General features: G+C 64.1%; 25 protein-coding genes. 10 read left to right on the plus strand and 15 right to left on the minus strand.

What is annotated here, in order from left to right:
* Window position 1: 1 nt before the first annotated feature.
* The 10 genes from B6V74_RS18890 to B6V74_RS03260 all read right to left on the minus strand — a co-directional run bounded on the left by B6V74_RS18890 (window position 2) and on the right by B6V74_RS03260 (window position 6,995).
* On the minus strand, window positions 2–178 hold the full coding sequence (locus tag B6V74_RS18890) for a hypothetical protein (protein ID WP_168184171.1): 177 nt from the start codon (window positions 176–178) through the stop codon (window positions 2–4).
* Between the two features lie 190 nt (window positions 179–368).
* A complete protein-coding gene (locus B6V74_RS03220; RefSeq protein WP_075776181.1) occupies window positions 369–1,145 on the minus strand; it encodes a succinate dehydrogenase iron-sulfur subunit in 777 nt (258 codons plus the stop codon).
* A gap of 17 nt (window positions 1,146–1,162) precedes the next feature.
* A complete protein-coding gene (locus tag B6V74_RS03225; RefSeq protein ID WP_088721938.1) occupies window positions 1,163–1,450 on the minus strand; it encodes a hypothetical protein in 288 nt (95 codons plus the stop codon).
* Window positions 1,450–3,255, minus strand: a complete 1,806-nt coding sequence (gene sdhA, locus B6V74_RS03230) for a succinate dehydrogenase flavoprotein subunit (protein ID WP_088719084.1) — start codon at window positions 3,253–3,255, stop codon at window positions 1,450–1,452. Before sdhA ends, B6V74_RS03225 begins: the two co-directional genes overlap by 1 nt.
* A 15-nt stretch (window positions 3,256–3,270) precedes the next feature.
* Complete coding sequence (locus tag B6V74_RS03235) at window positions 3,271–3,663, minus strand: succinate dehydrogenase, hydrophobic membrane anchor protein (protein ID WP_075776184.1); 393 nt, start codon at window positions 3,661–3,663, stop codon at window positions 3,271–3,273.
* A gap of 11 nt (window positions 3,664–3,674) precedes the next feature.
* Complete coding sequence (gene sdhC / locus B6V74_RS03240; RefSeq protein ID WP_075776227.1) at window positions 3,675–4,064, minus strand: succinate dehydrogenase, cytochrome b556 subunit; 390 nt, start codon at window positions 4,062–4,064, stop codon at window positions 3,675–3,677.
* Between the two features lie 255 nt (window positions 4,065–4,319).
* On the minus strand, window positions 4,320–5,354 hold the full coding sequence (locus B6V74_RS03245) for a MaoC family dehydratase (RefSeq protein ID WP_075776185.1): 1,035 nt from the start codon (window positions 5,352–5,354) through the stop codon (window positions 4,320–4,322).
* A complete protein-coding gene (locus tag B6V74_RS03250; protein ID WP_075776186.1) occupies window positions 5,354–5,557 on the minus strand; it encodes a DUF1737 domain-containing protein in 204 nt (67 codons plus the stop codon). Before B6V74_RS03250 ends, B6V74_RS03245 begins: the two co-directional genes overlap by 1 nt.
* Window position 5,558: 1 nt before the next feature.
* Window positions 5,559–6,110 carry an NnrU family protein gene (locus B6V74_RS03255; protein WP_088721939.1) on the minus strand — a complete coding sequence of 184 codons (552 nt, stop codon included), beginning with the start codon at window positions 6,108–6,110 and terminating at the stop codon, window positions 5,559–5,561.
* A 12-nt stretch (window positions 6,111–6,122) separates the two neighbouring features.
* The gene (locus B6V74_RS03260; protein WP_088722180.1) at window positions 6,123–6,995 is read right to left on the minus strand and encodes a CoA ester lyase; all 873 of its coding nucleotides are present in this window, start codon (window positions 6,993–6,995) and stop codon (window positions 6,123–6,125) included.
* 164 nt (window positions 6,996–7,159) lie between these two features.
* On the opposite strand from B6V74_RS03260, the gene B6V74_RS03265 reads away from it, so the two are divergent.
* A complete protein-coding gene (locus B6V74_RS03265; protein ID WP_075776188.1) occupies window positions 7,160–7,492 on the plus strand; it encodes a hypothetical protein in 333 nt (110 codons plus the stop codon).
* 11 nt (window positions 7,493–7,503) lie between these two features.
* Here the strand turns inward: B6V74_RS03265 and B6V74_RS03270 are convergent, their stop codons facing one another.
* Window positions 7,504–8,250, minus strand: a complete 747-nt coding sequence (locus tag B6V74_RS03270; RefSeq protein WP_346393643.1) for a sulfite exporter TauE/SafE family protein — start codon at window positions 8,248–8,250, stop codon at window positions 7,504–7,506.
* A gap of 237 nt (window positions 8,251–8,487) precedes the next feature.
* Between B6V74_RS03270 and mdh the strand changes: the two genes are divergently transcribed.
* A complete protein-coding gene (gene mdh, locus B6V74_RS03275; RefSeq protein WP_075776189.1) occupies window positions 8,488–9,450 on the plus strand; it encodes a malate dehydrogenase in 963 nt (320 codons plus the stop codon).
* Window positions 9,451–9,519: 69 nt separating this feature from the next.
* A complete protein-coding gene (locus B6V74_RS03280) occupies window positions 9,520–10,779 on the plus strand; it encodes a hypothetical protein (RefSeq protein ID WP_088721940.1) in 1,260 nt (419 codons plus the stop codon).
* Here B6V74_RS03280 and B6V74_RS03285 read toward each other — a convergent pair.
* A complete protein-coding gene (locus B6V74_RS03285; protein ID WP_088721941.1) occupies window positions 10,766–11,812 on the minus strand; it encodes a glycosyltransferase family 2 protein in 1,047 nt (348 codons plus the stop codon). The genes B6V74_RS03280 and B6V74_RS03285 overlap by 14 nt on opposite strands.
* Before the next feature lie 253 nt (window positions 11,813–12,065).
* On the opposite strand from B6V74_RS03285, the gene sucC reads away from it, so the two are divergent.
* The 6 genes from sucC to lpdA all read left to right on the plus strand — a co-directional run bounded on the left by sucC (window position 12,066) and on the right by lpdA (window position 21,158).
* Complete coding sequence (sucC, locus tag B6V74_RS03290; protein ID WP_075776192.1) at window positions 12,066–13,259, plus strand: ADP-forming succinate--CoA ligase subunit beta; 1,194 nt, start codon at window positions 12,066–12,068, stop codon at window positions 13,257–13,259.
* A gap of 5 nt (window positions 13,260–13,264) precedes the next feature.
* Window positions 13,265–14,152 (plus strand): succinate--CoA ligase subunit alpha, encoded by an 888-nt coding sequence (gene sucD, locus B6V74_RS03295; RefSeq protein ID WP_075776193.1) that lies wholly within the window; start codon window positions 13,265–13,267, stop codon window positions 14,150–14,152.
* A 577-nt stretch (window positions 14,153–14,729) separates the two neighbouring features.
* Complete coding sequence (locus B6V74_RS03300) at window positions 14,730–17,684, plus strand: 2-oxoglutarate dehydrogenase E1 component (RefSeq protein ID WP_088721942.1); 2,955 nt, start codon at window positions 14,730–14,732, stop codon at window positions 17,682–17,684.
* A gap of 4 nt (window positions 17,685–17,688) precedes the next feature.
* Window positions 17,689–19,221, plus strand: a complete 1,533-nt coding sequence (gene odhB, locus B6V74_RS03305) for a 2-oxoglutarate dehydrogenase complex dihydrolipoyllysine-residue succinyltransferase (protein WP_088719089.1) — start codon at window positions 17,689–17,691, stop codon at window positions 19,219–19,221.
* Between the two features lie 107 nt (window positions 19,222–19,328).
* Window positions 19,329–19,721 (plus strand): MAPEG family protein, encoded by a 393-nt coding sequence (locus tag B6V74_RS03310; RefSeq protein WP_075776196.1) that lies wholly within the window; start codon window positions 19,329–19,331, stop codon window positions 19,719–19,721.
* A gap of 48 nt (window positions 19,722–19,769) precedes the next feature.
* Complete coding sequence (gene lpdA / locus B6V74_RS03315) at window positions 19,770–21,158, plus strand: dihydrolipoyl dehydrogenase (RefSeq protein ID WP_088721943.1); 1,389 nt, start codon at window positions 19,770–19,772, stop codon at window positions 21,156–21,158.
* A gap of 93 nt (window positions 21,159–21,251) precedes the next feature.
* On the opposite strand, the gene B6V74_RS03320 is transcribed toward lpdA, so the two are convergent.
* The 3 genes from B6V74_RS03320 to B6V74_RS03330 form a co-directional block, all read right to left on the minus strand.
* Window positions 21,252–21,755 carry an acyl-CoA thioesterase gene (locus tag B6V74_RS03320; RefSeq protein ID WP_075776198.1) on the minus strand — a complete coding sequence of 168 codons (504 nt, stop codon included), beginning with the start codon at window positions 21,753–21,755 and terminating at the stop codon, window positions 21,252–21,254.
* A gap of 72 nt (window positions 21,756–21,827) precedes the next feature.
* On the minus strand, window positions 21,828–24,278 hold the full coding sequence (gene hrpB / locus B6V74_RS03325) for an ATP-dependent helicase HrpB (protein WP_240497034.1): 2,451 nt from the start codon (window positions 24,276–24,278) through the stop codon (window positions 21,828–21,830).
* Between the two features lie 7 nt (window positions 24,279–24,285).
* A complete protein-coding gene (locus tag B6V74_RS03330; protein ID WP_088721945.1) occupies window positions 24,286–25,038 on the minus strand; it encodes a DUF3108 domain-containing protein in 753 nt (250 codons plus the stop codon).
* A gap of 130 nt (window positions 25,039–25,168) precedes the next feature.
* Between B6V74_RS03330 and meaB the strand changes: the two genes are divergently transcribed.
* Complete coding sequence (gene meaB, locus B6V74_RS03335) at window positions 25,169–26,155, plus strand: methylmalonyl Co-A mutase-associated GTPase MeaB (RefSeq protein WP_088719093.1); 987 nt, start codon at window positions 25,169–25,171, stop codon at window positions 26,153–26,155.
* The last annotated feature ends 4 nt before the right edge of the window (window positions 26,156–26,159 follow it).

Genomic DNA, 26,159 nt, shown 5'->3' on the forward strand with positions numbered 1-26,159 from the left:
CTCAAGCCGCGGTGTAATACTCGTACATCAGCTCGACCGCTTCGAGACCGGTGGTCTCTTCAGCTTTCGCGGCCGGGGTGAAATCAGGGGCGGATTTCTCCGGGGTGTAGTAGGCCAGATGCTCTTCGGCCACTTGAACCGGTTGCGCCCCTTTGGGGAATTTGACGATGTCGACCATGGAACTCTCTCCAGTCACGTTTCGAGTTCCTCCCTGCCACCCGATTTAGGGATTTTCGCGGGGATTCAAACCCAAAATGCTGCAACCGCGATATGCATTTGCCGCAACGCAGCGAAAAGGGCGGCTCGCGCCGCCCTTTCTACTATCTGCTGGGGGCGAACCATAGGCTCGCCCCAATATATGCATCGGATCAGACGACCCGGTTGACCTGCATCCGCTTGATCTCAGCGATCGCTTTCGCCGGGTTCAGACCTTTCGGGCAGGTCTTGGTGCAGTTCATGATCGTGTGGCAACGATAGAGCTTGAAGGGGTCTTCGAGCTGATCGAGGCGCTCTGCCGTCGCTTCGTCGCGCGAGTCGATGATCCAGCGATAGGCGTGCAGCAGCGCTGCCGGGCCGAGATACTTGTCGCCGTTCCACCAGTAGCTCGGGCACGAGGTCGAGCACGAGGCGCACATGACGCACTCATACAGACCGTCCAGCTTCTTGCGGTCTTCGATCGACTGGCGCCATTCCTTCTCGGGACGGTTCGTCTTGGTCTCGAGCCAGGGCATGATCGACGCGTGCTGGGCGTAGAACATGGTTAGGTCGGGGATCAGGTCTTTCACCACCGGCATATGCGGCAGCGGGTAGATCTTCACGTCGCCCTTGATCTCGTCGAGACCGTAGATACAGGCCAGCGTATTGATCCCGTCGATGTTCATCGCACAGGAACCGCAGATGCCTTCGCGGCAGGAGCGGCGGAAGGTCAGCGTCGGGTCGATCTCGTTCTTGATCTTCAAGAGCGCGTCGAGAACCATCGGCCCGCACTTGTCCATGTCGATGAAATACGTGTCGAGACGCGGGTTCTCCCCGGTATCCGGGTCCCAGCGATAGATCTGGAACTTGCGGATATTCTTGCCATCCGGCTTCGGCCAGGTCTTGCCGACGCGGATCTTGGAATTCTTCGGAAGCGTGAACTGAACCATGGTTGGTCCCCTTTCCGTCAGTACGAATAGAGCGGCCGCGTGGGCATTCGGCCGGATTTTCTGTAAACGCAGGAGTCGTAGGCCGCGGACGGGTCGCCCTGCACCGAGGCGCCGATATTCATCTCGACCTTCAACTTCGAGCTGAAGCCGCTATTGGTGACGCCCATGCCCGCCTCGCCCGTGATGGGCGGCTTGGGCGCGAACTGGGCATAGCACTGGCGCTCGGCCTGCTCGACCGGGATAGGGGCGCAGGCGGCAAGGCCAAGCCCTGCCGCAAGAAGCCCATATGCCGGCGTGTGACGCATCAATAGACCCGCTTCTTCGGCGCGATCTTCTTGATCTCGATCCCGCCCTGATCCTCGGGGGTCAGCGGGTCCATGTGGACCGGGCGGAAGGTCAGATCGACGTTCGCGCCGTCGACATGCATGATCGAGTGCTTGCGCCAGTTGGTGTCGTCGCGATCGGGATAATCCTCGTGAGCATGTGCACCACGGGATTCCTTGCGTGCCTCGGCGCCCACGATGGTCGCCAGCGCGTTCGGCATCAGGTTCTCGAGTTCCAGCGTTTCCATCAGGTCCGAGTTCCAGATCAGCGACCGGTCCGTGACCTTGAGATCGTCGAGCTTGGCGGCAACCGCCTTCATCTTCTCGACCCCCTCGGCCAGCGTCTTGTCCGTCCGGAACACCGCCGCATCCGCCTGCATCGTGCGCTGCATCTCGTCGCGCAGCGCCGCGGTGGGCGTGCCGCCATCGGCGTAGCGCACCTTGTCGAAGCGCTCGAAGATGGCGTCGATCTTGGCTTTCGGGATGTCCGGGTTCGACGCGTTGGGATCGACGACCTCGCCGGCGCGGATCGCGGCGGCACGACCGAAGACCACGAGGTCGATCAGCGAGTTGGAGCCCAGGCGGTTCGCACCGTGCACAGAGGCCGAACCCGCCTCGCCCACGGCCATCAGGCCGGGCACGATCGCATCGGGATCGCCCTCTTTCGGGTTGATGACCTCGCCGTGGTAGTTCGTCGGAATACCGCCCATGTTGTAGTGCACGGTCGGCAGAACCGGGATCGGCTCCTTGGTGACGTCGACACCGGCGAAGATCTTCGCCGATTCCGAGATACCCGGCAGGCGCTCGGCCAGAGCTTCCGGCGGAAGGTGGCTGAGGTTGAGGAAGATGTGGTCCTTGTGCTCACCCACGCCGCGGCCTTCGCGGATCTCCATGGTCATGCAGCGCGACACCACGTCGCGCGACGCCAGATCCTTGTAGGTCGGCGCGTAACGCTCCATGAAGCGCTCGCCTTCGGAGTTGGTCAGGTAACCACCCTCGCCGCGGGCGCCTTCGGTGATCAGGCAGCCCGAACCGTAGATGCCGGTCGGGTGGAACTGCACGAATTCCATGTCCTGCAGCGCGAGACCGGCCCGCGCGACCATGCCGCCACCGTCGCCGGTGCAGGTATGGGCCGAGGTCGCCGAGAAATAGGCGCGGCCGTAACCGCCGGTCGCCAGCACCACCATCTTCGCGTTGAAGACGTGCATTGTGCCGTCGTCGAGCTTCCAGCAGACGACGCCCTGACACTGCCCGTCATCGGACATGATCAGGTCGATCGCGAAATACTCGATGTAGAACTCTGCGTTGTTCTTCAGCGACTGACCGTAGAGCGTGTGCAGGATCGCGTGACCGGTGCGGTCCGCGGCAGCACAGGTGCGCTGCACGGGCGGGCCTTCACCGTATTCGGTGGTGTGGCCGCCGAAGGGACGCTGGTAGATCTTGCCCTCTTCGGTGCGCGAGAACGGCACGCCGTAGTGCTCGAGCTCGTAGACGGCCTTGGGAGCGTGACGCGCGAGATATTCCATCGCGTCGTTATCGCCGAGCCAGTCCGAGCCCTTGATCGTGTCGTACATATGCCACTGCCAGCTGTCCGGGCCCATGTTGCCCAAGCTGGCGGCGATGCCGCCCTGTGCGGCGACCGTGTGCGAGCGGGTCGGGAAGACCTTGGTCACGCAGGCGGTGCGCAGGCCCTGTTCGGCCATGCCGAGCGTGGCGCGCAGACCCGAGCCACCGGCGCCGACCACGACCACGTCGTAATTATGCGTTTCGTATTCGTAAGCAGCCATTATCTCGTCCCGTTATCAGTTGCCCAGCAGAAGGCCGATGAAGACCATCTTGCCGAGTGCATAGAGTGCGGTCGCCATGATCACGTAAGCCAGCGAATGCATCGCGATCTTGGTGGCCTTCGCGGCGGTGCCGTGGATGTAGTCCTCGATCCAGATCTCGGTGCCCTTCGCGAAGTGGCGCATCCCGACGATCACGACCAGCGCGGTCAGGATGGCCGGAAAGGGCTTCGAGAACGTGGTGATCACGGTCTGCTGGTCCGCACCCAGAGTGGTACCTACGATGTAGAGCCAGGTCGGGATCATGAAGGCGAGAGCAACGGCCGAGGCCGACATCCACCAGTGATGCTCGGGGCCAGTGCCCGAGGCGCCCTTGCCCACGGCGCGCTTGCGGTCGGTGAGGTAACGCATGAGGGCCTCCGTCAGAATTGGATGATGATGAGGGTCAGCACGGTCAGCACGACCGAACCGATGGTGCAGATCCAGCCGAGCATCTCGGCGGATTTGATATCCATGTATTTGCCCGCATCGAAGATCAGGTGCCGGATGCCGGCGAGGTAGTGATACCAGACGCCCAGCAGCGACAGGGTGAAGACGAGATCGCCAAACCACGAGGTCGCGATCGCGTTCACGAAATTGAAGTAATCGGGGCTGGTCGCGGCGGCGAGGAGCCACCAGACGAGCAGCAGAACGCCCACGATGATGCCGTTGCCCGTGATCCGCGTCATGATCGACGAGAAGGAGGTCATCTGCGGACGGTAGATTTGAAGGTGCGGGGAAAGCGGACGCTCAACCTGTTTCGCTTCAGCCATGATCGGTCCCTTTTCGCTGGGCTCGGCGCTCTCGTCGGCCTCGATCGGAGGCACGCGCTGGCGCGGAGCTGGCCGGAATTGGCTCTTTTACTAGCGTAATTTTCTCCCAAGTCACGGGGGGCAAGGTTGAAAACATGTCATTTGCGCGTAAAGAGCGGCGAAAAATTCGCTTTGTGATCACATAAATTCTGTGCGTGATCACATGTTAACGCTCCCGGGCGCCCTGCCCCCGGGAGTGAGTCTCTCGGGCGGCGATCAGATCGGCATCAGAGCCCAGTAGTCGAGGTCGAGCAGCACCTCGGGGAGATATTTGCCGTCTTCTCCCTTATAGCCGAACTCCGGCGCGCCCTGTTTCACGGCGACCAGACGCAGACGGATCGCGCCGACGCCAGGCGCGCCTGTCTCGGCCTTGTCGAGCACTTCCGACCACGCTTTCACCGTATCGCCCGAGAAGCACGGGTTGGCATGCGCCCCGGCATTGAGCGCCACGATCAACTGGGCGTTCGCCAGTCCGTTGAAGGACAGCGCGCGCGCCATGGAGATGACATGCCCGCCATAGATCAGGCGCCGGCCATCGGCACGGAAGGTCGCGTCGAAATGCACCTTGGCGGTGTTCTGCCACAGGCGCGTGGCGATCATGTGCTCGGCTTCCTCGATGGTCACCCCGTCCACATGGTCGATTTTTTCGCCGATCTCGTAATCGCCCCAACGATGCGGCTCGCCCGCCAGATCGAAATCATAATCCTCGAAGCTCAGCCCCTCGGGGATCACCAGATCCTCCGGCGCCACGACCGATGCCAGATCGGGCAGCACGGTCTCGGGCGCGGGCGCGTCCAGATCGCCTTTGCGCACCATCACCCAACGGACATATTCCAGCACAACCTCACCCGCCTGGTTCAGACCGCGGGTGCGGACATAGACCACGCCTGACTTGCCGTTGGAGTTCTGCTTGACCCCGATCACCTCGGATTCCGAGCGCAGCGTGTCGCCCGGATAGACCGGCTTCAGCCAGCGCCCTTCCGCATAGCCGAGATTGGCCACCGCGTTGAGCGACACGTCCGGCACCGTCTTGCCGAAGACGACGTGGAAGGCGATCAGATCGTCGAGAGGCGAGCCATCCAATCCGCAGGCCGCCGCGAATTCGTCCGAGGAATAGAGCGCATGCCGCGCCGGGTAGAGCGCGTGATACAGTGCACGCTCCCCTTCCGCGACGGTGCGCGGGACGGCGTGACGGATCACGTCGCCCAGCTTGTAGTCCTCGAAGAAACGGCCCGGATTGGTTTTGCCCATTATTGCTCTCCCAGCTTCATGTCGGGGTGATACTCACCCTCGATCTCCTTGGTCACGGCTTGGGCACAGCGCATCACGCCATTCGCATGATCGTAGGCATATTGCGGATCGCCATGCAGCACCCAGCCCTTGGACAGCGCAAGGCTGACCTTGTGACAGAAGGCCGAGGTGTCTTCCTCGGTCAGAAGGCGGTAGATTTTCATGTCAGGCTCCGAACGGGTTGTGACCGAACCAGATGTGGATCATCGCGATCAGGCCGAAGAGGACGACCGTGCCGACGATGCCGCCGATCTCCTTGCCGACTTTCACCTCGGGCGTGACTTTCGCGGGCTTCGACTTCTTGTTGATCAGGATGACCTCCACCACGGCCCAAGCGAGCAGACCGCCGAACAGGATGATCCCCGGCAGGGTCGGGTTGACCAGCAGGTGCGCCAAGGCCCAGGTCTTCACCGCAGTCAGCTGCGGGTGGCGAATCTTGCCGCTGAGCCAGAGCTTCATGCCCGAGACCGCGAACAGGTAGACCGCGAAGAGCATCAGCAGGTTGTTGATCCCCTTGAGCGCCGCGTTCGGCGTCCAGAGGTAGAAGACCGGATCGCTTGCGCGCCAGCCGACGAACATCAGAACGAGGCTGATCAGGACGAGAGCGGCGACCATCGGACGCTCGGCCCCTTTGAGCGCGCGCCGGAAGCCCGGAAAGATCCGTTTTGCCAGATGTGCGAGCGACCAGATCAGGACGCCGAGGATGAGTAATGTCATTGCGATTGCCTCTTAGCTGCCAAGCGCGGCAATCGCCTCCGCTTTGGCGAGGACTTGCCGCGCCGTGACGATATGCAGATTTTCGACGATCTTTCCATCCACGACCGCGACACCCTGCCCCGCTTCCTCGGCTTTCTCAAAGGCAGCGATCTGGCGCCGGGCGAGGTCGATCTCGGCCTCGGAAGGGGCGAAGGCCGCATTGCAGACCTCGAGTTGCGCGGGGTGGATCAGCGTCTTGCCGTCGAAGCCCATGTCGCGCCCCTGTTCGCATTCGGCCTTGAGGCCCTCGTCATCCCTGAAGGCGTTATAGACGCCGTCGACGATGATCTTGCCATGCGCTTTCGCGGCGAGAAGGCACAGGCCCAGCCCCGTCTGCATCGGCAGGCGATCGGCGCGGAAGCGGCTCCCGAGTTCCTTCGCTAGATCGTTGGTGCCCATCACCATGCCTTCGAGCCGCGGATGCGCCGCGATATCTCCCGCATTGAGCATCCCCAGCGCGGTCTCCATCATCGCCCAGAGCGGCACGCTCTGAATGAGATCGGCCACCGCGATAAGATCGGCGGGCGTGGAGACCTTCGGGATCAGGATCGCATCGACCTTGGCGCCTGCGCGGATCGCGTCGGCAAAGGCCAGCACATCCTCGCGCCCCCATTCGGTGTCGAGCCCGTTGACCCGCACGATCTTCATGCGCGGGCCGTAATCGACCTCGGTCAGCGTCTTCGCAAGGAGCGCGCGCGCATTGACCTTCTCGTCGATCGCCACCGCGTCTTCGAGGTCGAAGATGATCGCGTCACAGGCAAGCCCGGTGGCCTTTTCCAGCGCACGCTGTTTCGAGCCGGGAATGTAGAGCACGGAACGGGTCGGGCGGGCCATTTGATTCTCCATCTCGTAATTTTCTTTCGCCAGATCGCACGAATGGGACAGAATCGGCAAGGCCAGATTTGCCGCATCGCAGAAAAATCACAACTGCCGACATCGCGCAGCGCCATCGTAAAGCTTTCTTGACAGCTGGACCGTCACTCTCGGATGATGCTTTCAGAGGGATCAAAATGCTGAACAAAACTTATGTGCTCACGCTCGGCCTGGCCGCAGCGATCGGCTTCGCTCAGGCTGCTTTCGGTGAGACGCGGGATCCGTCTGATCCGTCGCGCGCCTGTGGCAAGCGAGACGAGATCGTGGCCAATCTCGAAGCGAAATATCACGAGAGCCGCCGCATGGTGGCGCTCTCCGCAAATAACTCCGTGCTGGAAATTTTCGCGGCGGAGGCGGGCAACTGGACGATCATCGTCACCCCGGCGGATGGCGTGAGCTGCCTGATCGCCTCGGGCGAGGCATTCGAGGAACTCGACGGGAAACTTCCGCAGAAGGACGCGGCGCTTTGAACGCCGCCCCCTCAGTTCATGAGCGCTTGCTGGATCAGCTTCAGCGAGATTAGCAGGAGTGCCCAGATCACGACCTTGAAGAAGATCTCAGTGGGCATCCGCTTGACCAACCAGACGCCGAGGAACACCGAGGCCGAGGCCGGTATCGCCAGAATCAACGCGGTGCCGATGCTGCCCCAGCTTACTTCGCCAAGCGCGATATAAGGCCCGAGCTTCGCGAGATTGACATAGGAGAACAGGATCGTCGCCGTCCCCGCGAATACCTGCTTTGGCAGGTTCAGCGGGATCGTGTAGGCTTGGTAGGGCGGCGCGCCGGAATGGCTGACGAAACTGGTGATGCCCGCGATCGTGCCCCAGAACAGGCCCGGCGCGACCCGCGCTTCCTGCCGCGCACCATGCCGATGCCGGAACAGCGCGTTCACCGCGAAAACAGCGCCGATCACGCCGACCATCAAGGTCACCCAGCGTTCGGGCACGATCTCTGCGGTGGCCCAGCCGATACCGATACCGAAGGTCGCCGACGGGATCAGGATCGCCAGCACACGCCGGTCGTAATGCTTGCGATATGCCCAGAGGCCGAACATGTCCGCGATGATATAAACAGGCAGCAACAGGCCCGCGGCCGCGATCGGGTCCATCACGATCGCCAGCACCGGGACCGAGATCGAGGTTGCCATAGGAACGCCACCCTTCGACAGGCCCACCATGACGGCGGCGAAGACCGCCAAGGCCCAGCCGAGCGTTCCCAAATCCATCATCGCTTGCCCCTCTTCCCGCGGGCGCAGAGAATCGCCCTGCCCCGGTCGGTCCTCTTGCTGGCATGGCGCGCCGGGAAACGGAACCTCGCGCAGGCGGATGCGCGCCGCGGGTGGGGCAGTTTCTGCATACGAGTGCATACAAGCAGCCTCGCCGCAGCGCAGCACCCTTGCCCTTTGCGAGCCAAAGAGCTACTCCACCCGCGATCTATTTTCCAATCCATCCACCCGGAGGACCAAATGGCCAGACCCAAGATCGCCCTTATCGGCGCCGGCCAGATCGGCGGCACGCTCGCCCATCTCGCCGCCATCAAGGAACTCGGTGACGTCGTTCTGTTCGATATCGCCGAAGGTACGCCGCAGGGCAAAGCGCTCGACATCGCGGAGTCGGGCCCGGCGGAAGGCTTCGACGGCTCCTTCAAGGGCACCAACGATTACGCCGATATCGCGGGCGCGGATGTCTGCATCGTGACCGCTGGCGTTCCGCGCAAGCCGGGCATGAGCCGCGACGATCTGCTCGGCATCAACCTCAAGGTGATGAAATCGGTCGGCGAGGGCATTGCAGCCCACGCGCCCGACGCCTTCGTCATCTGCATCACCAACCCGCTCGACGCGATGGTCTGGGCGCTGCAGCAATTCTCCGGCCTGCCGGCACAGAAGGTGGTCGGCATGGCGGGCGTTCTGGACTCGGCACGTTTCCGTCACTTCCTGTCGCTGGAATTCGGCGTCTCGATGCGCGACGTGAACGCGTTCGTGCTCGGCGGCCACGGCGACACCATGGTGCCCCTCGCGCGCTACTCGACCGTCGGTGGCATCCCGCTCCCCGACCTCGTGCAGATGGGCTGGACCACGCAGGAGAAGCTCGACGCGATCATTCAGCGCACCCGTGACGGCGGCGCCGAGATCGTGGGCCTCCTGAAGACCGGTTCGGCCTTCTACGCCCCGGCCACCTCGGCGATCGAGATGGCGGAAGCCTACCTGAAAGACCAGAAGCGCGTCCTGCCCTGCGCCGCTTACGTCAAAGGCGCGCTCGGCCTCGACGGTCTCTATGTCGGCGTGCCGACCGTGATCGGCGCCAAGGGCATCGAGAAGGTCATCGACATCAAGCTCAACAAGGACGAGCAGGCTATGTTCGACAAGTCGGTCGACGCGGTGAAAGGTCTCGTGGAAGCCTGCAAGGGTATCGACAGCACGCTCGCTTGATCGAAATACAGGAGTGATCCAATCTTGGGGCGCGCCTTTGTCGGCGCGCCCTTTGTTTTGGAGAGTGCCATGTGTTCCGCCCGTCTCGTCACGTGTTTCGCCGCCTTGCTCGCCGTTTCACCGATTGCCGCCCATGCGCAGGACGGGCCGGTCACCGTCAAGATCACGCGCAGCGATGCGCCTGCCGTCGATCCGATCTCGGCAAGGATCGGGGCGGAGGGGATCGCGGCTGTGCTGGCCGATCTGAAATCGCGGGACGCGCTCGCGTCGAAGGATCGCTTCGCGCTGGCGGGGCTGGAGTTCCTCGCAAGTCTCGAAGCCGCAACGAGATGGCAGATGGAGGCCGGCGCCGCCCGTGTGCTGATGCCCTTAATCGGCAATGTCCCCGGCGAAAGCGCCGCGCCGCGCGAAACCTTTACCGCCGATGCGGTCACGCGCGAAAGCGAGGCCCTGATCGCCGAGATGGATAGGGCGAGATCCGCGCTCGACGGTGTGGCCGATGGGCCGGAGTTCGGTCTTGCGATCGACCTGAACGACCTCTGGTTCGATCTGGATGGCAATGGCGCGCGCGATGACGGCGAGTCGGCGGTGACAATTCTGCGCGGCGTCTTCATGCCGCGCGCACCGGAGACCGAAGCCGCGGAGGCTCGGATCGTGCGCTTCGACAATGCGGATGCGGCTTGGCTTTCCGCCTATACCCATCTGATCTCGGGCGCCGGCGAGCTGACCCTCGCCTTCGATCCCGAGCCGGCGATCGCGCGGGTGTTGGAGACCTACGCGAAACTCGTGGAAGCGCAGGAGAAAGCCGCCAGCGCGGGTCAATACAGTTCGATGGACGGGCTGAGGATTTTCAGCTTCGTCGACCCGGCGGCTGCGCTTCTCGACATGCTCCACCAGCAACCCGACCCGCAACACACCCGCGCCGCGCGGGATCATTGGCTGGCAATGATTGCCGATAACCGGCAGTTCTGGGACCTTGCCGAAGCCGAGACCGACAATCAGGCGGAGTGGATTCCGAGCGACGCGCAGGATCAGGCGCTTGACGTCGAGTTTCCCGACCGTCTTGGCGAGACATGGCGGGGCGTGCTGAGCGATGGCGAGGCGCTCCTGACGAGCGAAAAGTCCTTCCCCTTCTGGCGCGTGCCGATCGGGGTCGATCTGGGCGCGTGGCTCGAAGACCCCGCGCCGTTGCCGTTGACCGGGGTCGTTCAGGGCTGGGCGCTCGATCCCTATTTCACCGACGCTCCGATGCTGACGCCCGAGAACTGGACGCGCTTTTCGCGGTTGGTCGGCAGCCGGACAGGCTTGATGATGTTCATGCTGAACTGACGAGCGGCTCCGGATCGAAGCCGAATTCGTCCTTTAGGCGAGCGATCAGCTCGGCCTCATGGAGAAGCAGCGCATGGTCGAACGACGCGGGCGAAAGGTCCACCTTGTCGCCAAAAAGCGCGCGCGTTTCGGCCGCGATCTTCACGTCCGGGCGGATCAGCAGCTCGTGGGCCTCCAACTCGGCTGCCTCGTAGTCGCGCATCCCCTGCACCTCCCACCAGAGCGCCTTCAGCTCGGCGGGATCGGCGGCGCGCTCAGCGGCTTCGGCGAACTGCGCCTTGCGGGACCCGACATAGGGCACGGGTTGCCCCTTCACCTTGGTCGTGGCGCGGCGCAGCATCTTGAGGATGAAGTGCAATGGCGTCAGCCCATCGAAATGCATCAACCGCCCATTATAGCTTGGCCTGTAAGGCAAATCGTTTTCCTTACTGTCCCAGTCTTTCAGCGGGTAGTGCACCCCGATCGCATAGCCCCGCCCGGCGCGCACGACGGGCTTCCCTGCGACATGACCCGCGAGACCTTTCTTCAGAAAGCGCGCGCGGAAGCCGTAGAACATCAGCCCGTCATCCTGAAACCCGTCCCAGCGCCGCCGGAACACGCCGCTGAAAATATCCGGGCCGGGTTTGCGGTCGAGATAGCAGCGCTCGTCGACTTCGAGACGCAGCCACGCTTTCTGTTCGCCTGTTTTCGCCAGTTCCCATTCGAGCGGGCGCACGAGGCTCACGAACTCATCCGCGTCGCAATGGATCATCCAATCGAGCTCGGTCTCGGTCAGCGCGCGGGTCGCGTTGTATTTCTGGCGGCCCTGATGGCGTGCGGGACGTTTCCGGCGCCAGCTGCGCTCCCAATCGTCATCGCCGGAATGGTGGATGAAGGCGCCTTCGACCGGCGCGAGCAGCGCCTCGGCCTCCGGGTTCGGGCGGTCGAAGAAGACGTGGACCTCGCTGGCGCCGATGCTCAGATGATGCGCGACATAGGCGGCCACCAGCGCAGCCGGTTCGTCCACCGTCGCCACCACGCCCCAGCGCGGCATATCTTGCCCTTGCGTCACCTGAATTCGATCCCTGCCAATGCGCTCAGCGCAGATAGGTTCAATTAACCGAGTCGTGCCAGTGCACCCATGCCACAGCGCAGCATTTTCCGTTTTGTGATCACACCTTTCCGCCCTGTGATCACGTATGTCGCTTTTTCCGGGCGAGTGGGGCAGATTGTCGCGATTTCGGTTTGTCCCCCCGGCTTAAGCGCCTAGAACCCCCTCAAATCGCACCAGCATGGGGTATCCAAGGATGAATATCCACGAATATCAGGCCAAACAGCTTCTCAAGAGCTATGGCGCACCGGTCTCGGACGGCCGTGTCGTCCTCAAGGCCGAAGAAGCGAAGACCGCAGCCAGCGAACTCGATGGTCCGCTCTGGGTCGTCAAGGCGCAGATCCACGCCGGTGGCCGCGGCAAGGGCCACTTCAAGGAAGCCGAAGCCGGCGAAAAGGGCGGTGTCCGCCTGGCCAAATCGGTCGAAGAGGCTGAAACGCTCGCCAAGCAGATGCTCGGCAAGACGCTCGTGACGCACCAGACCGGCCCGGCGGGCAAGCAGGTCAACCGCATCTACATCGAAGACGGCTCCGACATCGAGCGCGAACTGTATCTCGCGCTGCTCGTCGACCGCGTGACCTCGCGCGTCTCGATCGTGGCCTCCACCGAAGGCGGCATGGACATCGAGGAAGTCGCGGCGAACACCCCCGACAAGATCCTCAGCTTCTCGATCGACCCGGCGACCGGCTACCAGCCGTTCCACGGCCGCCGCGTCGCCTTCTCGCTCGGCCTCGAAGGCCCGCAGGTGAAGCAGATGGTCGGCCTTCTCGGCAAGCTCTACCAAGCCTTCATCGAGAAGGACATGGAGATGCTCGAGATCAACCCGCTGATCGTCATGACCGACGGCAACCTCAAGGTGCTCGACGCCAAGCTCGGCTTCGACGGCAACGCCGTCTACCGCCACTCGGACATCGCCGCCCTGCGCGACGAAACCGAAGAAGACAGCAAAGAGCTCGAAGCGTCGAAATACGACCTCAACTACATCGCGCTCGACGGTGAGATCGGCTGCATGGTGAACGGCGCTGGCCTCGCAATGGCCACGATGGACATCATCAAGCTCTACGGTGCAGAGCCCGCGAACTTCCTCGACGTCGGCGGTGGCGCCACGAAAGAAAAAGTGACCGAAGCGTTCAAGATCATCACCTCGGACAAGAACGTCAAAGGTATCCTCGTGAACATCTTCGGCGGCATCATGCGCTGCGACATCATCGCCGAAGGTGTGATCGCTGCGGTGAAGGAAGTCGGCCTCGAAGTGCCGCTGGTTGTCCGTCTCGAGGGCACCAACGTCGAAAAAGGCAAGGAAATCATCGCGAATTCCGGCCTGAACGTCATCGCCGCCGACAACCTGTCGGATGGCGCAGAGAAAATCGTCAAAGCGGTGAAAGGCTAAGAATCATGGCAGTTCTCGTCAACGAAAACACCAAGGTCATCTGCCAGGGCTTCACCGGCTCGCAGGGCACCTTCCACTCCGAGCAGGCAATCGCGTACGGCACCAAGATGGTCGGCGGCGTGACCCCCGGCAAAGGCGGCCAGGAGCATCTCGGCCTGCCGGTCTTCAACTCGGTCCACGAGGCGAAAGCCAAGACCGAAGCGAACGCCTCGGTGATCTACGTTCCGCCGCCCTTCGCGGCTGACTCGATCCTCGAAGCGATCGACGCGGAAATGGAACTGATCGTCTGCATTACCGAGGGGATCCCGGTCCTCGACATGATGAAGGTCAAGCGCGCGCTGATCGACTCCAAGTCGCGTCTGATCGGCCCGAACTGCCCCGGTGTCATCACCCCCGACGCCTGCAAGATCGGCATCATGCCCGGCCATATCCACAAGCGTGGTTCGGTCGGCGTCGTGTCGCGCTCGGGCACGCTGACCTACGAGGCGGTCAAGCAGACCACCGATATGGGTCTGGGCCAGTCCTCGGCCGTCGGCATCGGCGGTGACCCGATCAAGGGCACCGAGCATATCGACGTGCTCGACATGTTCCTCGACGATCCGGAAACGGAATCGATCATCATGATCGGTGAGATCGGTGGTTCGGCGGAAGAAGAAGCCGCGGAATTCCTCGCCGAGCAGAAGAAAAAAGGCCGTTGGAAGCCGACCGCTGGCTTCATCGCCGGCCGCACGGCCCCTCCCGGCCGCCGCATGGGCCACGCCGGCGCGATCGTCGCGGGCGGCAAAGGCGATGCGGAATCGAAGATCGAGGCCATGAAGTCGGCCGGTATCGTCGTCGCTGACAGCCCCGCCACGCTGGGCGAAGCGGTGATGAAAGCGATCAAGGGCGAATAAGCTCTCTCGAAACTGGCAGGGTCGCGGCGTACGCGGCCCTGCATCCAGACCAAGGAAAGGACCGGACCCATGTCGCTGCGGATCGCACGGCGCGCCTCCCTCCCCGTTTCGGGGACGGTCGCATGCGCCCTGCTCGAAAGCAGCGACGGGGGCCGGTCTTCTTCTGCGGCAGAGCGCGTCGCGAGCGGCGCATGGCTCGCCACGGAATTCGCCGGAACCTCCGCTCATGGCGGGCCCGTTCCGGTCCCGGCTCCCCGCTCGTCGGGCACATCCGACCCCGCGCGCATCCCTGCCCTGCATGGAAGTCCCGAAATCAGCACCTACATCACTGAGCCAGAAGGCAATATGCCCGGGCAAGCAGGTGCCGGTTTCGACGTATCTGTGAGGGCCCCGCGCGCGAAGGAAAGGACCCAGCATCATGTGCCGTTCCACCCCCGTATCCGTCGCGAGGGCCTCTGCGCTCCGCGCGGCCCCGCCACCGCCTCGCGTGCCCAGCGCCTAGCGCGCTCTTCAACGGGCCGGCGATAAACGTTCGAGTTCCCGCAGATCCCTGTTTCACCGACCGAAGGTGAGGAAAATGACCGACCAATCCCCCAACGACCAGTTCAATGCCTCGCAGTTCCTGCAAGGCGCGAATGCCGAATATGTCGAGCAGCTTTATGCGAAGTTTGCCGAAGATCCGTCTTCGGTCGATACCGCCTGGGCTGCCTTCTTCGCCTCGCTCGGTGATCCCGATCAGGACGTGAGAAAATCCGCCGAAGGCGCAAGCTGGGAGCGTCGCGACTGGCCGCCGATGGCAGCCGACGATCTGACTGCGGCGCTGACCGGCGAATGGCCCGCCCCCGCCGAGGGCAAGGCCGCTGGCGACAAGATCAAGAAGAAGGCTGCCGAGGCCGGCGTCGCGGTCGACGAAGCGGCGGTCAAACGCGCCGTGCTGGACTCGATCCGCGCGCTGATGATCATCCGCGCCTACCGTATCCGCGGTCACCTCGCCGCCGATCTCGACCCGCTGGGGATGCGCGACACCGGCCAGCATCCGGAGCTCGATCCGAAGAGCTACGGCTTCACCGATGCCGACATGGATCGTCCGATCTTCATCGACAACGTGCTCGGCCTCGAGATCGCCTCGATGCGCCAGATCATGGATATCGTGAAGCGCACCTATTGCGGCACTTTCGCGCTGCAATACATGCACATCTCCGATCCCGAGCAATCGGCCTGGCTGAAAGAGCGTATCGAAGGCTACGGCAAGGAAATCACCTTCACCAAGACCGGCCGCCGCGCGATCCTCAACAAGCTCGTCGAGGCCGAAGGCTTCGAGAAGTTCCTGCACGTCAAGTACATGGGCACCAAGCGGTTCGGCCTCGACGGTGGCGAAGCGCTGATCCCCGCGATGGAGCAGATCATCAAGCGGGGCGGCCAGCTCGGCCTGCAAGAGGTCGTGGTCGGCATGCCCCACCGCGGTCGCCTCTCGGTCCTCGCGAACGTCCTGCAAAAACCCTACCGCGCGATCTTCCACGAATTCCAGGGCGGTTCGTTCAAGCCCGAGGACGTGGACGGCTCCGGCGACGTGAAATACCACCTCGGCGCCTCCGCCGACCGTGAGTTCGACGGCAACAAGGTCCACCTGTCGCTGACCGCGAACCCCTCACACCTTGAGGCGGTGAACCCGGTCGCGCTCGGCAAGGTCCGTGCCAAGCAAGATCAGCTGGCCGACCGTTCGGACCGCTCCAAGGTCGTCTCGGTGCTGCTACACGGTGATGCAGCCTTCGCCGGTCAAGGCGTCGTGGCCGAGTGCTTCCAGCTCTCGGGCATCCGCGGTCACCGCACCGGTGGCACGATCCACCTCGTCGTCAACAACCAGATCGGCTTCACGACCGCGCCGCACTTCTCGCGCACCTCGCCCTACCCGACCGATCTCGCGCTGATGGTGGAAGCCCCGATCTTCCACGTGAACGGCGACGATCCGGAGGCCGTCGTGCACGCCGCCCGCGTCGCGACCGAGTTCCGTCAGAAGTTCCACAAGGACGTCGTGATCGACATCTTCTGCTACCGCCGCTTCGGTCACAACGAAGGCGACGAGCCGATGTTCACCAACCCGGTGATGTACAAGTCGATCAAGACCCACAAGACCACGCTGCAACTCTACACCGAGCGTCTGGTGGCCGATGGCCTGATCCCCGAGGGCGAGATCGAGGATATGAAAGCCTCGTTCCAGTCGCATCTCAACGAGGAGTTCGAGGCCGGCAAGGTCTTCAAACCGAACAAGGCCGACTGGCTCGACGGTCGCTGGTCCGGCATGGAGCGGGAAAAGAGCGAATACGAGCGCGGCACCACCGCGATTTCGCCCGACACTCTCGAGGAGGTCGGCAAGGCGCTCGTGACCGCGCCCGAGGGCTTTGCCCTGCACAAGACGGTGCAGCGTCTGCTCGACAACAAGAAGCAGATGTTCGAGACCGGCAAGGGCTTCGACTGGGCGACCGCCGAGGCGCTGGCCTTCGGCTCGCTCGTGACCGAGGGCTACCCTGTCCGCCTGTCGGGTCAGGACGCCACCCGTGGTACCTTCTCGCAGCGCCACTCGGCCTTCGTGAACCAGGAGAACGAGGACCGCTATTACCCGCTCAACCACATCCGTGAGGGTCAGGCCCGCTACGAGGTGATCGACTCGATGCTCAGCGAATACGCGGTGCTCGGGTTCGAATACGGCTACTCTCTGGCGGAACCGAAGGCGCTGACGCTCTGGGAAGCCCAGTTCGGCGATTTCGCCAACGGCGCGCAGATCATGTTCGACCAGTTCATCAACTCGGGCGAGCGGAAATGGCTGCGCATGTCGGGTCTCGTCTGCCTGCTGCCGCACGGCTTCGAAGGTCAGGGCCCCGAGCACAGCTCGGCCCGTCTGGAGCGCTTCCTGCAACTGTCGGCGGAAGATAACTGGATCGTCGCGAACTGCACGACGCCGGCGAACTACTTCCACATCCTGCGCCGCCAGATCCACCGCGACTTCCGCAAGCCGCTGATCCTGATGACGCCGAAATCGCTGCTGCGTCACCCGAAGGCCGTCTCCACGGCGGAGGAGTTCATCACCGGCTCGAGCTTCCACCGCGTCCTGTGGGACGATGCAGAGCGCGGCAATTCGGATCTGGAGCTGAAGGCCGACGACAAGATCAAGCGCGTCGTGATGTGCTCGGGCAAGGTCTATTACGACCTGCTCGCGCAGCGCGACGAGCGTGGGCTCGACGATGTCTACCTGCTGCGTCTGGAACAGTTCTACCCGTTCCCCGCGCAGGCGGTCACCAAAGAGCTGACCCGCTTCAAGAATGCCGAGATCGTCTGGTGCCAAGAGGAGCCGAAAAACCAGGGCGCCTGGTTCTTCGTCGAACCCTATATCGAATGGGTCCTCGCCAAGATCGACGCGAAACATGCCCGTGCGCGCTATGCCGGCCGCGCGGCGTCCGCCTCGCCCGCGACGGGTCTGGCAAGCCGCCACAAGGCCGAGCAAGACGCGCTCGTCAACGATGCACTGGAGGGTTGAATAGATGTCCACTGAAGTCCGCGTTCCCACGCTCGGCGAGAGCGTCACGGAAGCCACCGTCGCCACCTGGTTCAAGAAGCCCGGCGACACCGTGGCCGCCGACGAGATGCTCTGCGAGCTCGAAACCGACAAGGTGACCGTCGAAGTGCCGAGCCCCGCAGCCGGCACGCTCGGCGAGATCGTCGCCGCCGAAGGCGAGACCGTCGGCGTCGATGCGCTTCTCGCGACGATCGAAGAGGCTGGCGCCAGCCCCGCGCCGAAGAAAGAAGACAAACCGGCGGAAAAACCCGCCCAACAGCCCCAATCGAACGAGGGAAAGATGACCGACGTGATGGTGCCCAGCCTTGGTGAATCGGTCACCGAGGCAACTGTGTCGACGTGGTTCAAGAAGGTCGGAGACACGGTCGCGGCCGACGAGATGCTCTGCGAGCTGGAAACCGACAAGGTCTCGGTCGAAGTGCCGTCGCCCGCTGCTGGCGTTCTCAAAGAGATCGTCGCCGAGGAAGGCACGACCGTCGACGCCTCGGCCAAGCTGGCCGTGATCGCCGAGGGCGAAAGCGGTGGAACCGCCGCCAGCGCGCCCGCCAAGGAAGAGACCAAATCCGAAGCCCCCGCCGCCGGCGGCAAGGGCGGCAAGGATGTCGAGGATGCGCCGTCCGCCAAGAAGCTGATGGCGGAGAAGGGCATCGACCCGGCTTCCGTTCAGGGTTCGGGCAAGGATGGCCGGATCATGAAGGAAGACGTGGCCAAGGCCGAAAGCGCGCCGAAGCAGGCCTCGGTTTCCGTCGCCTCGACGCCCTCGCAGGCGCCGCGCGGTCCGGTCAATGCCGATGACGCGTCGCGCGAAGAGCGCGTGAAGATGACCCGCCTGCGTGCGACCATCGCCAAGCGCCTCAAGGACTCGCAGAACACGGCCGCGATGCTGACCACCTATAACGAGGTGGACATGTCGGGCGTCATGAACCTGCGCAACGAGTACAAGGACCTGTTCCTCAAGAAGCACGGCGTGAAGCTCGGCTTCATGTCCTTCTTCGTGAAGGCCTGCTGCCACGCGCTGAAAGAGGTCCCGGAAGTCAACGCCGAGATCGACGGCAACGAGATCGTCTACAAAAACTACGTCCACATGGGCGTGGCCGTGGGCACCCCGAACGGCCTCGTCGTGCCGGTCGTGCGCGACGCCGACCAGATGGGCTTCGCCTCGATCGAGAAGACGATCGCCGAGATGGGCACCCGCGCCCGTGACGGCAAGCTCTCGATGGCCGAGATGCAGGGCGGTTCCTTCACCATCTCGAACGGCGGCGTCTATGGCTCGCTGATGTCCTCGCCGATCCTCAACCCCCCGCAATCGGGCATCCTCGGCATGCACAAGATCCAGGAACGTCCGATGGTCGAGAACGGCCAGATCGTCATCAAGCCGATGATGTATCTCGCACTCAGCTACGACCACCGCATCGTCGACGGCAAAGGCGCCGTGACCTTCCTCGTGCGCGTCAAGGAAGCGCTGGAAGACCCGCGCCGCCTGCTGATGGATCTGTAAGACCGGAACGAAGGCGGCATCCCCTGCCCCTTCGCTCTTGCTAAATATCCTCGGGGGGTCCGGGGGGCAAACAGCCCCCGGTCCTCCCTCACCTCCGGGAGCGACCGATGACCCCCGAACTGACCGTGCTCATACTCGCGATCCTGCTCCATCTGGGGCTGATGGTGGCGTATTCGGTGAAGGCCAATACCGAGCTCGGCACAAAATACCCCGTTTCCCCGCGCGACAAGACGCCGCCGCCGATCTCGACCCTGCTCGGACGGCTGCAGCGCGCGATGAACAACTCCTTCGAGGGCCTCATTCTCTTCGCCCCCGTCGCACTGGTCATCGGACTTACCGGACAATCGAGCGCCGCTACCGTGGCCTTCGCCTGGATCTTCCTGATCGCGCGGCTCCTCTACATTCCGTCCTATCTGCTGGGCTGGGTCCCGTGGCGCTCGCTCATCTGGGGCTTTTCCTTCTTCGCAATTCTGGCGCTGGCGATTGCCGCGCTGATCTGACCTCCCGGCGCGAGGCCTCCTCGCGCCCCAACCCAAGGAGCAAGAACAATGGCTGACTATGATGTGATCGTGATCGGCGGCGGCCCGGGCGGCTATGTCTGCGCCATCCGCTGCGCCCAGCTGGGCCTGAAGACCGCCTGTGTCGAAGGCCGCGAAAGCCTCGGCGGCACCTGCCTCAACGTGGGCTGCATCCCGTCCAAGGCGCTGCTGCACGCCACCCACGAGCTGCACGAAGCCGAGCATAACTTCGCCAAGATGGGCCTGAAGGGCAAATCGCCTTCGGTCGATTGGAAGCAGATGCTGACCTACAAGCAGGAAGTCATCGACGGCAACACCAAGGGCATCGAGTTCCTGTTCAAGAAGAACAAGATCGACTGGATCAAGGGCTGGGGTTCGATCCCCGAGACCGGCAAGGTGAAAGTGGGCGACGACGTCCATAACGCCAAGTCGATCGTGATCGCCACCGGCTCCGAGCCGTCGTCGCTGCCGGGCATCGAGATCGACGAGAAAACCGTCGTGACCTCGACCGGCGCGCTGTCGTTGAACAAGATCCCGAAGTCGATGGTCGTGATCGGCGCGGGCGTCATCGGTCTGGAAATGGGCTCGGTCTATGCTCGTCTCGGCGCGGATGTCACCGTCGTGGAATATCTCGACGCAATCACCCCCGGCATGGACGGCGAGGTCTCGAAGAACTTCCAGAAGATCCTGACCAAGCAGGGACTGAAATTCGTCATGGGCGCCGCCGTCCAGAGCGTCGACGTGAAGAACGGCAAGGCCACGGTGAACTACCAGCTGCGCAAGGATGAGAGCAACGCGTCGATCGAGGCCGAGACCGTCCTCGTCGCGACCGGCCGCAAGCCCTATACCGACGGTCTGGGACTTGAAGGCGTGGGTGTGGAGATGCTGCCGCGCGGTCAGGTGAAGACTGACGCGCACTGGCAGACCACCGCCAAGGGCATCTACGCGATCGGTGACGCGGTCACCGGCCCGATGCTCGCCCACAAGGCCGAGGACGAAGGCATGGCTGTTGCCGAAGTCATCGCGGGCAAGCATGGTCACGTGAACTACGAAGTGATCCCGAGCGTGATCTACACCAGCCCGGAAGTCGCCTCGGTCGGTCAGACCGAAGAGGCGCTCAAGCAGGACGGTCGCGCCTACAAGGTCGGCAAGTTCTCCTTCATGGGCAATGGCCGCGCCAAGGCCGTGTTCCAGTCGGACGGCTTCGTGAAGCTGATCGCGGACAAGGAAACCGACCGCATCCTCGGCTGCCACATCATCGGCCCCGGCGCGGGCGACCTGATCCACGAAATCTGCGTGGCGATGGAATTCGGCGCCTCGGCACAGGACGTGGCGCTGACCTGCCACGCTCACCCGACCTTCTCCGAGGCCGTTCGCGAAGCCGCCCTGGCCTGCGGCGACGGCGCGATCCACGCCTGATCGGCCAAGGGTCGAGAGAAACGCGAAAGGGCGCCCCGCGGGGCGCCCTTTTCGTTTGGCGCGGTGGCCCGAACTCCGGTCTCGCGCTCAGGCTTAGCCCTCGCCGTGATCCGCAGCCGCATCCATCTTCGCGGCGAATTCACGGCGCAGTTCCCGGCGGAGTTCGGCGGCGCGCCAGCGGTGGCGTTCCTCGTCCGTGTCGGGCTTCAGCGTCGGCACCTCTGCGGGTTTTCCGTTTTCATCCACCGCGACCATCGTGAAATAGCAGCTGTTCGTGTGTCGCCGCGTGCCCGCGGTGATGTTCTCGGCTTCGACGCGGATGCCGATCTCCATCGAGGTGCGGCCCGTATGGTTCACGCTGGCGCGAAACGTTACCAGCTCGCCCACGTTGATCGGTTGCTGGAAGGTCACCTGGTCGACCGACAGCGTCACCGCGTAGCGCTGCGAGTAGCGTGAGGCGAGCGAGAACGCGACCCGGTCGAGCCAGTTCAGCAGCGCGCCGCCATGCACCTTGCCCGAAAAATTCGCCTGATCGGGCGTCATCAGCACGGTCATCTCGAGGCGCTTGCGGTCCTCGAAGGTCAGTGTTTCGGTCATGGTTTTCCCTCATTGCCTCGCGCCATATGCGCGAAAGCCTCTCGTAGGGTCAATCCGCGCGATGCGCATGGCTCACTTGCGCGGCTTCGCCCGCAGCGTCGGATCGGCCTCGCGCGGGTCCTCGGGCCACGGGTGCTTGGGGTAGCGCCCTCGCATATCCTTGCGCACATCGGCGTAAGAGCCCTCCCAGAACCCGGGCAGGTCCATCGTGACCTGAATGGGTTTGTGGCCGGGTGACAGCAGCGTGATCCTGAGCGGCAGGCGTTTCGGGCCGACCGTCGGATGGGTGGTGACGCCGAACATCTCCTGCAGACGGATCTCGATGCCCGGCGCCTCGCCAGCGTAGTCAATGGGCACAGGACGGCCGAGCGGAGTTTCGAAATGCGCGGGGGCAAGACGGTCCACCAGCTGCATCTGCTCCCAGTCGAGCGCTGCGCGCAGCGGATCGGTGAGGTCGAGCTTGCGCAGGTCGGCCTCGGTCCTCGCCTTGCCGAGATAGGGCAGAAGCCAGTTCTCGGCGGAGGCCAAAAGCCCCTCATCGGAGAAATCGGGCAGATCGGCCCCCTGCCCGCGCAGCAGCTCCACCCGCGCCTGCAGCCGGCGCGCCGCCGCGCTCATCGGCAGGCCGATCTGGCGCAATCCTGCCAGCGCGCCTTGCGCCACCGCCTCGCGCGGGGCGTCTTTCCACACGCGATCGTCGAGGACCAGCGCGCCGAACCGCTCCTGCTTGCGCGCGATCACGCGGCCCTCTCGCTTGGACCAGTCGCAGACATCCTGCCATGCGATTTGATCCGCGTAGAGGCGACGAAGCTCGGCCTCGGAGATCGCGATGCCTTGGCGCACTTTCGCCTCGCGCGGATCGCCGTCGAGATCGCTCACCACGATGAGGCGTTGCGCGCCCAGCGGATCGCCTTCGGCCACCACCGCCCCTTTGCCGCCCGAGAGCACGTAGCGCGGCGCATCCCCCTTGCGGCGAAGCCCCACACGGTCAGGGTAAGCGAGCGCGAGTTGCTCGGCGGAGGAATAGGTCTCGGGCGCTGCAGTGGCGAGGCGGGCCAGCCGCTTCGCCTCGGATCGGATACGCTCGATTGTGCCGCGATGGGGCGTATAGGGGTGGTGCGCCTCGAAGCGCTTCGGGTCGCGAATCGCGCTGAGCCGCAGCGTCAGGTCAGCGGGCGCGCCACGCAGCGGATCGCGTTCGGCCAGAAGGGCAGCAAGCGGTGCCGCCTCGGGGCCCGCGGTCAGCAGCATGTGCCCGAGGCGCGGGTGCAGCGGCAGTTTGGCGAGCTTGCGCCCGTGTTCCGTGATCAGCCCCGATTTCAGCGCGCCGAGTTCTTCCAGCAAAGCGCGCGCCTCGGTCATCGCAGGTGCAGGCGGCGGCGTCAGGAAAGCCAGATCGCCACCATCTGTACCCCAGACCGCGAGTTCCAGCGCGAGTCCGGTCAGGTCGGCGACCTCGATCTCGGGCGGGGCGAAGGCGGGCAGCGCGCCCTCCGCACCCTTGGTCCAGAGCCGGTAGCAGATGCCCTCGGCCACGCGGCCCGCGCGGCCCCGGCGCTGCTCGGCCTCGGCGCGGGAGACGGGCTCGGTCACCAATCGCGCCATGCCGGAGCTTGGATCGAAGCGCGCCCGGCGTGCGCGGCCGCCGTCGATCACGACGCGGATGTCTTCGATCGTCAGAGAGGTTTCCGCTATGGCCGTGGCGAGCACCAGTTTGCGGCCCGAGGGCGCGGGCGCGATGGCGGCGCGTTGGGCGGCGAATTCCATCGCGCCGAACAGCGGGCGGATCGCGATGTCATCGGCCAAGCGGCCCTTCAGCAGCCCTTCGACGCGGCGAATCTCGCCCTCGCCCGGCAGGAAGGCCAGAAGGCTCCCGTCGGTGGCCTCCGCGGCCTCGGTGATCAGCCCAGCCATCGCGGCCTCGAACCGCATCGAACTATCCACCGGACGGTCCAGCCAGCGCGTCTCGACCGGAAAGGCCCGCCCCTCCGACACCACGATCGGCGCGTCGTCGAGCAATGCCGCCACCGGCTCTGCATCGAGCGTGGCCGACATCACCACCAGCGCCAGATCGGGCCTGAGCGCGCCGCGCACCTCCCATGTCAGCGCCAGCCCCAAGTCTGCGTTCAGCGAGCGTTCATGGAATTCGTCGAAGATCACGCAACCGATGCCGGTCAATTCCGGGTCGGATTGCAGAACGCGAGTCAGGATGCCCTCGGTCACCACCTCGATGCGCGTGGATTTCGAGACCTTCGCCTCGCCCCGGATGCGGTAGCCGACCGTCTCGCCAACCTTTTCGCCCAAAGTGTCCGCCATACGCTCGGCGGCGGCGCGCGCGGCCAGCCGGCGCGGCTCCAACATGACGATCCGGCCCTTGATCTGGTCGAGCAGCGCGAGGGGCACGCGGGTCGTCTTGCCCGCGCCCGGCGGCGCCATCAGCACCGCGCGGCCATGCGATGAAAGCGCCGCCCGCAGATCGGGCAGCACCACGTCGATCGGAAGAGAAAAGCGGTCTGTGTTCACCCGCCCCTTATTGCCGAGTGAGACGACCTTTTCCATAGAGCGTGTCGGTCTCGATCTTGTCGACCTGCAAACCGCCATTCGGGCTCGGCTCGTAATAGAGGGTGAAGGCGAAGCGGGACTTTTCCTTCATGTCCTTCTCGGAGAAGCCCGCGAGGCGGCGATATTCGCCCGAACAGACGATGTTCTTGCCATCGGGCTTGGGCTCGAAGAGCCGCACCTGCGAGCGCCGCGCGCCGTCATACATCTTCACGTCGAGCTTGCAGGCCTCGTCGCGCGGCACGTCACGCAGCACCGCATAGAGCGCCGTCAGCGGGTCGACCGTGCCGCCCTGTTTCGCGGGATCGACATCCCGGGGCGAGGGCTTGCGCGGTGGCTGCTGACTGACGGAAACCGGCGTGCCGTTATTGTAGATGATCTGGTGCTTGGACTTGCGTCCCGGTGCGTCGTCGACCTCTGAATATTTCATCGGGGTGAACTTCTGACCGTCATAGAGGCCGGAGACACTGGCCGAAAACTTGATTTTCCGCAGCAGCCCCACGAGGCCCGCCGTCTGCAACACGCCGTTCGCGCCATAGGCACCGTCGGTGATCTTGCCGTTGATCGCCAGCTCACCCGCGCGGATGCCCTTGAGCACCACGTCGAAGACGATCTTGTCGCTCTGATCGGCGCGCGCCGGCGCCGTGCCCAAGGGCGCGACTAGCAACGCGGCGCTCAGGATCGCAGCCACCGGGCGCGACGCAAGGCTCGATAGAAATCTCATTGGTATCCTCTTGTCAGGAATTTCCCATTCGCTCTGGACATAGGTCGCAGGGTGCAGGCAAGTAACCGATAAGTCTTCACGTCTGATGTCATTTTTGACACGAATACCCAAAATCAGCGAAAGCCTGCCGATGACCGATCAAAGCCCCGCCGACCTCGCTCCGCGCATTCTCGCCTCCGATCGTCGCGCCCTGGCGCGTGCGATCACGCTGGTGGAATCCGGACGGGCGGAGCATCGCGCGCAAGCGGTCGAACTGCTCGATACGCTCGCAGGTGAAGGGCGTCAGGCGCTGCGGATCGGGCTTTCGGGCACGCCGGGAGTGGGCAAATCGACTTTCATCGAAGCCTTCGGGATGATGCTGACCGGCAAGGGGTTGAAGGTCGCCGTGCTGGCGGTCGATCCGTCCTCGGCCCGCTCCGGCGGCTCGATCCTCGGTGACAAGACCCGTATGGAACGTCTGTCGCGCGATCCCAACGCCTTCATCCGCCCCTCGCCCTCACAAGCGCATCTCGGCGGCGTCGCGCGACGCACCCGCGAAGCGGTGAGCCTCTGCGAGGCGGCGGGCTTCGACGTCGTGCTGATAGAGACCGTGGGCGTCGGCCAGTCCGAGACGCTGGTAGCCGAGATGGTCGACCTGTTCGTTCTGCTGATGGCCCCGGCTGGCGGCGACGAGCTGCAGGGCGTCAAGCGCGGTATCATGGAGATGGCCGACCTGATCTTGGTGAACAAGGCGGATGGCGATCTGAAACCGGCCGCCATGCGGACGGTCTCGGATTACGCGGGCGCGCTGCGGCTGCTGCGCAAGCGCCCGCAGGACCCCGAGGGTTTCCCGAAGGCGCTGCCGGTCTCGGCCATGGAGGAGAACGGGCTGGAGAAAGCATGGGAAGAAATGACCGCGCTAGCCGAATGGCGCCGCGCGAACGGGCATTTCGATCAGCGCCGCGCCGAGCAGGCGCGGCACTGGTTCGAGGCTGAGGTCCGCGAGGGGCTCCTTGCGCGGTTGCGCCAGGATCCGGAGATCCGGGCGAAAATGCGCGAATTGGGCGACGCAGTGGCCAGCGGTGAAAGCGCGGCCTCTGCAGCTGCGGCCGTGATGCTGGAGCAGTTGGGCGGCTGAGCGC

It is taken from the genome of Thioclava sp. F42-5 (genome assembly GCF_002213195.1).
Classification (GTDB): Bacteria; Pseudomonadota; Alphaproteobacteria; order Rhodobacterales; family Rhodobacteraceae; genus Thioclava; species Thioclava nitratireducens.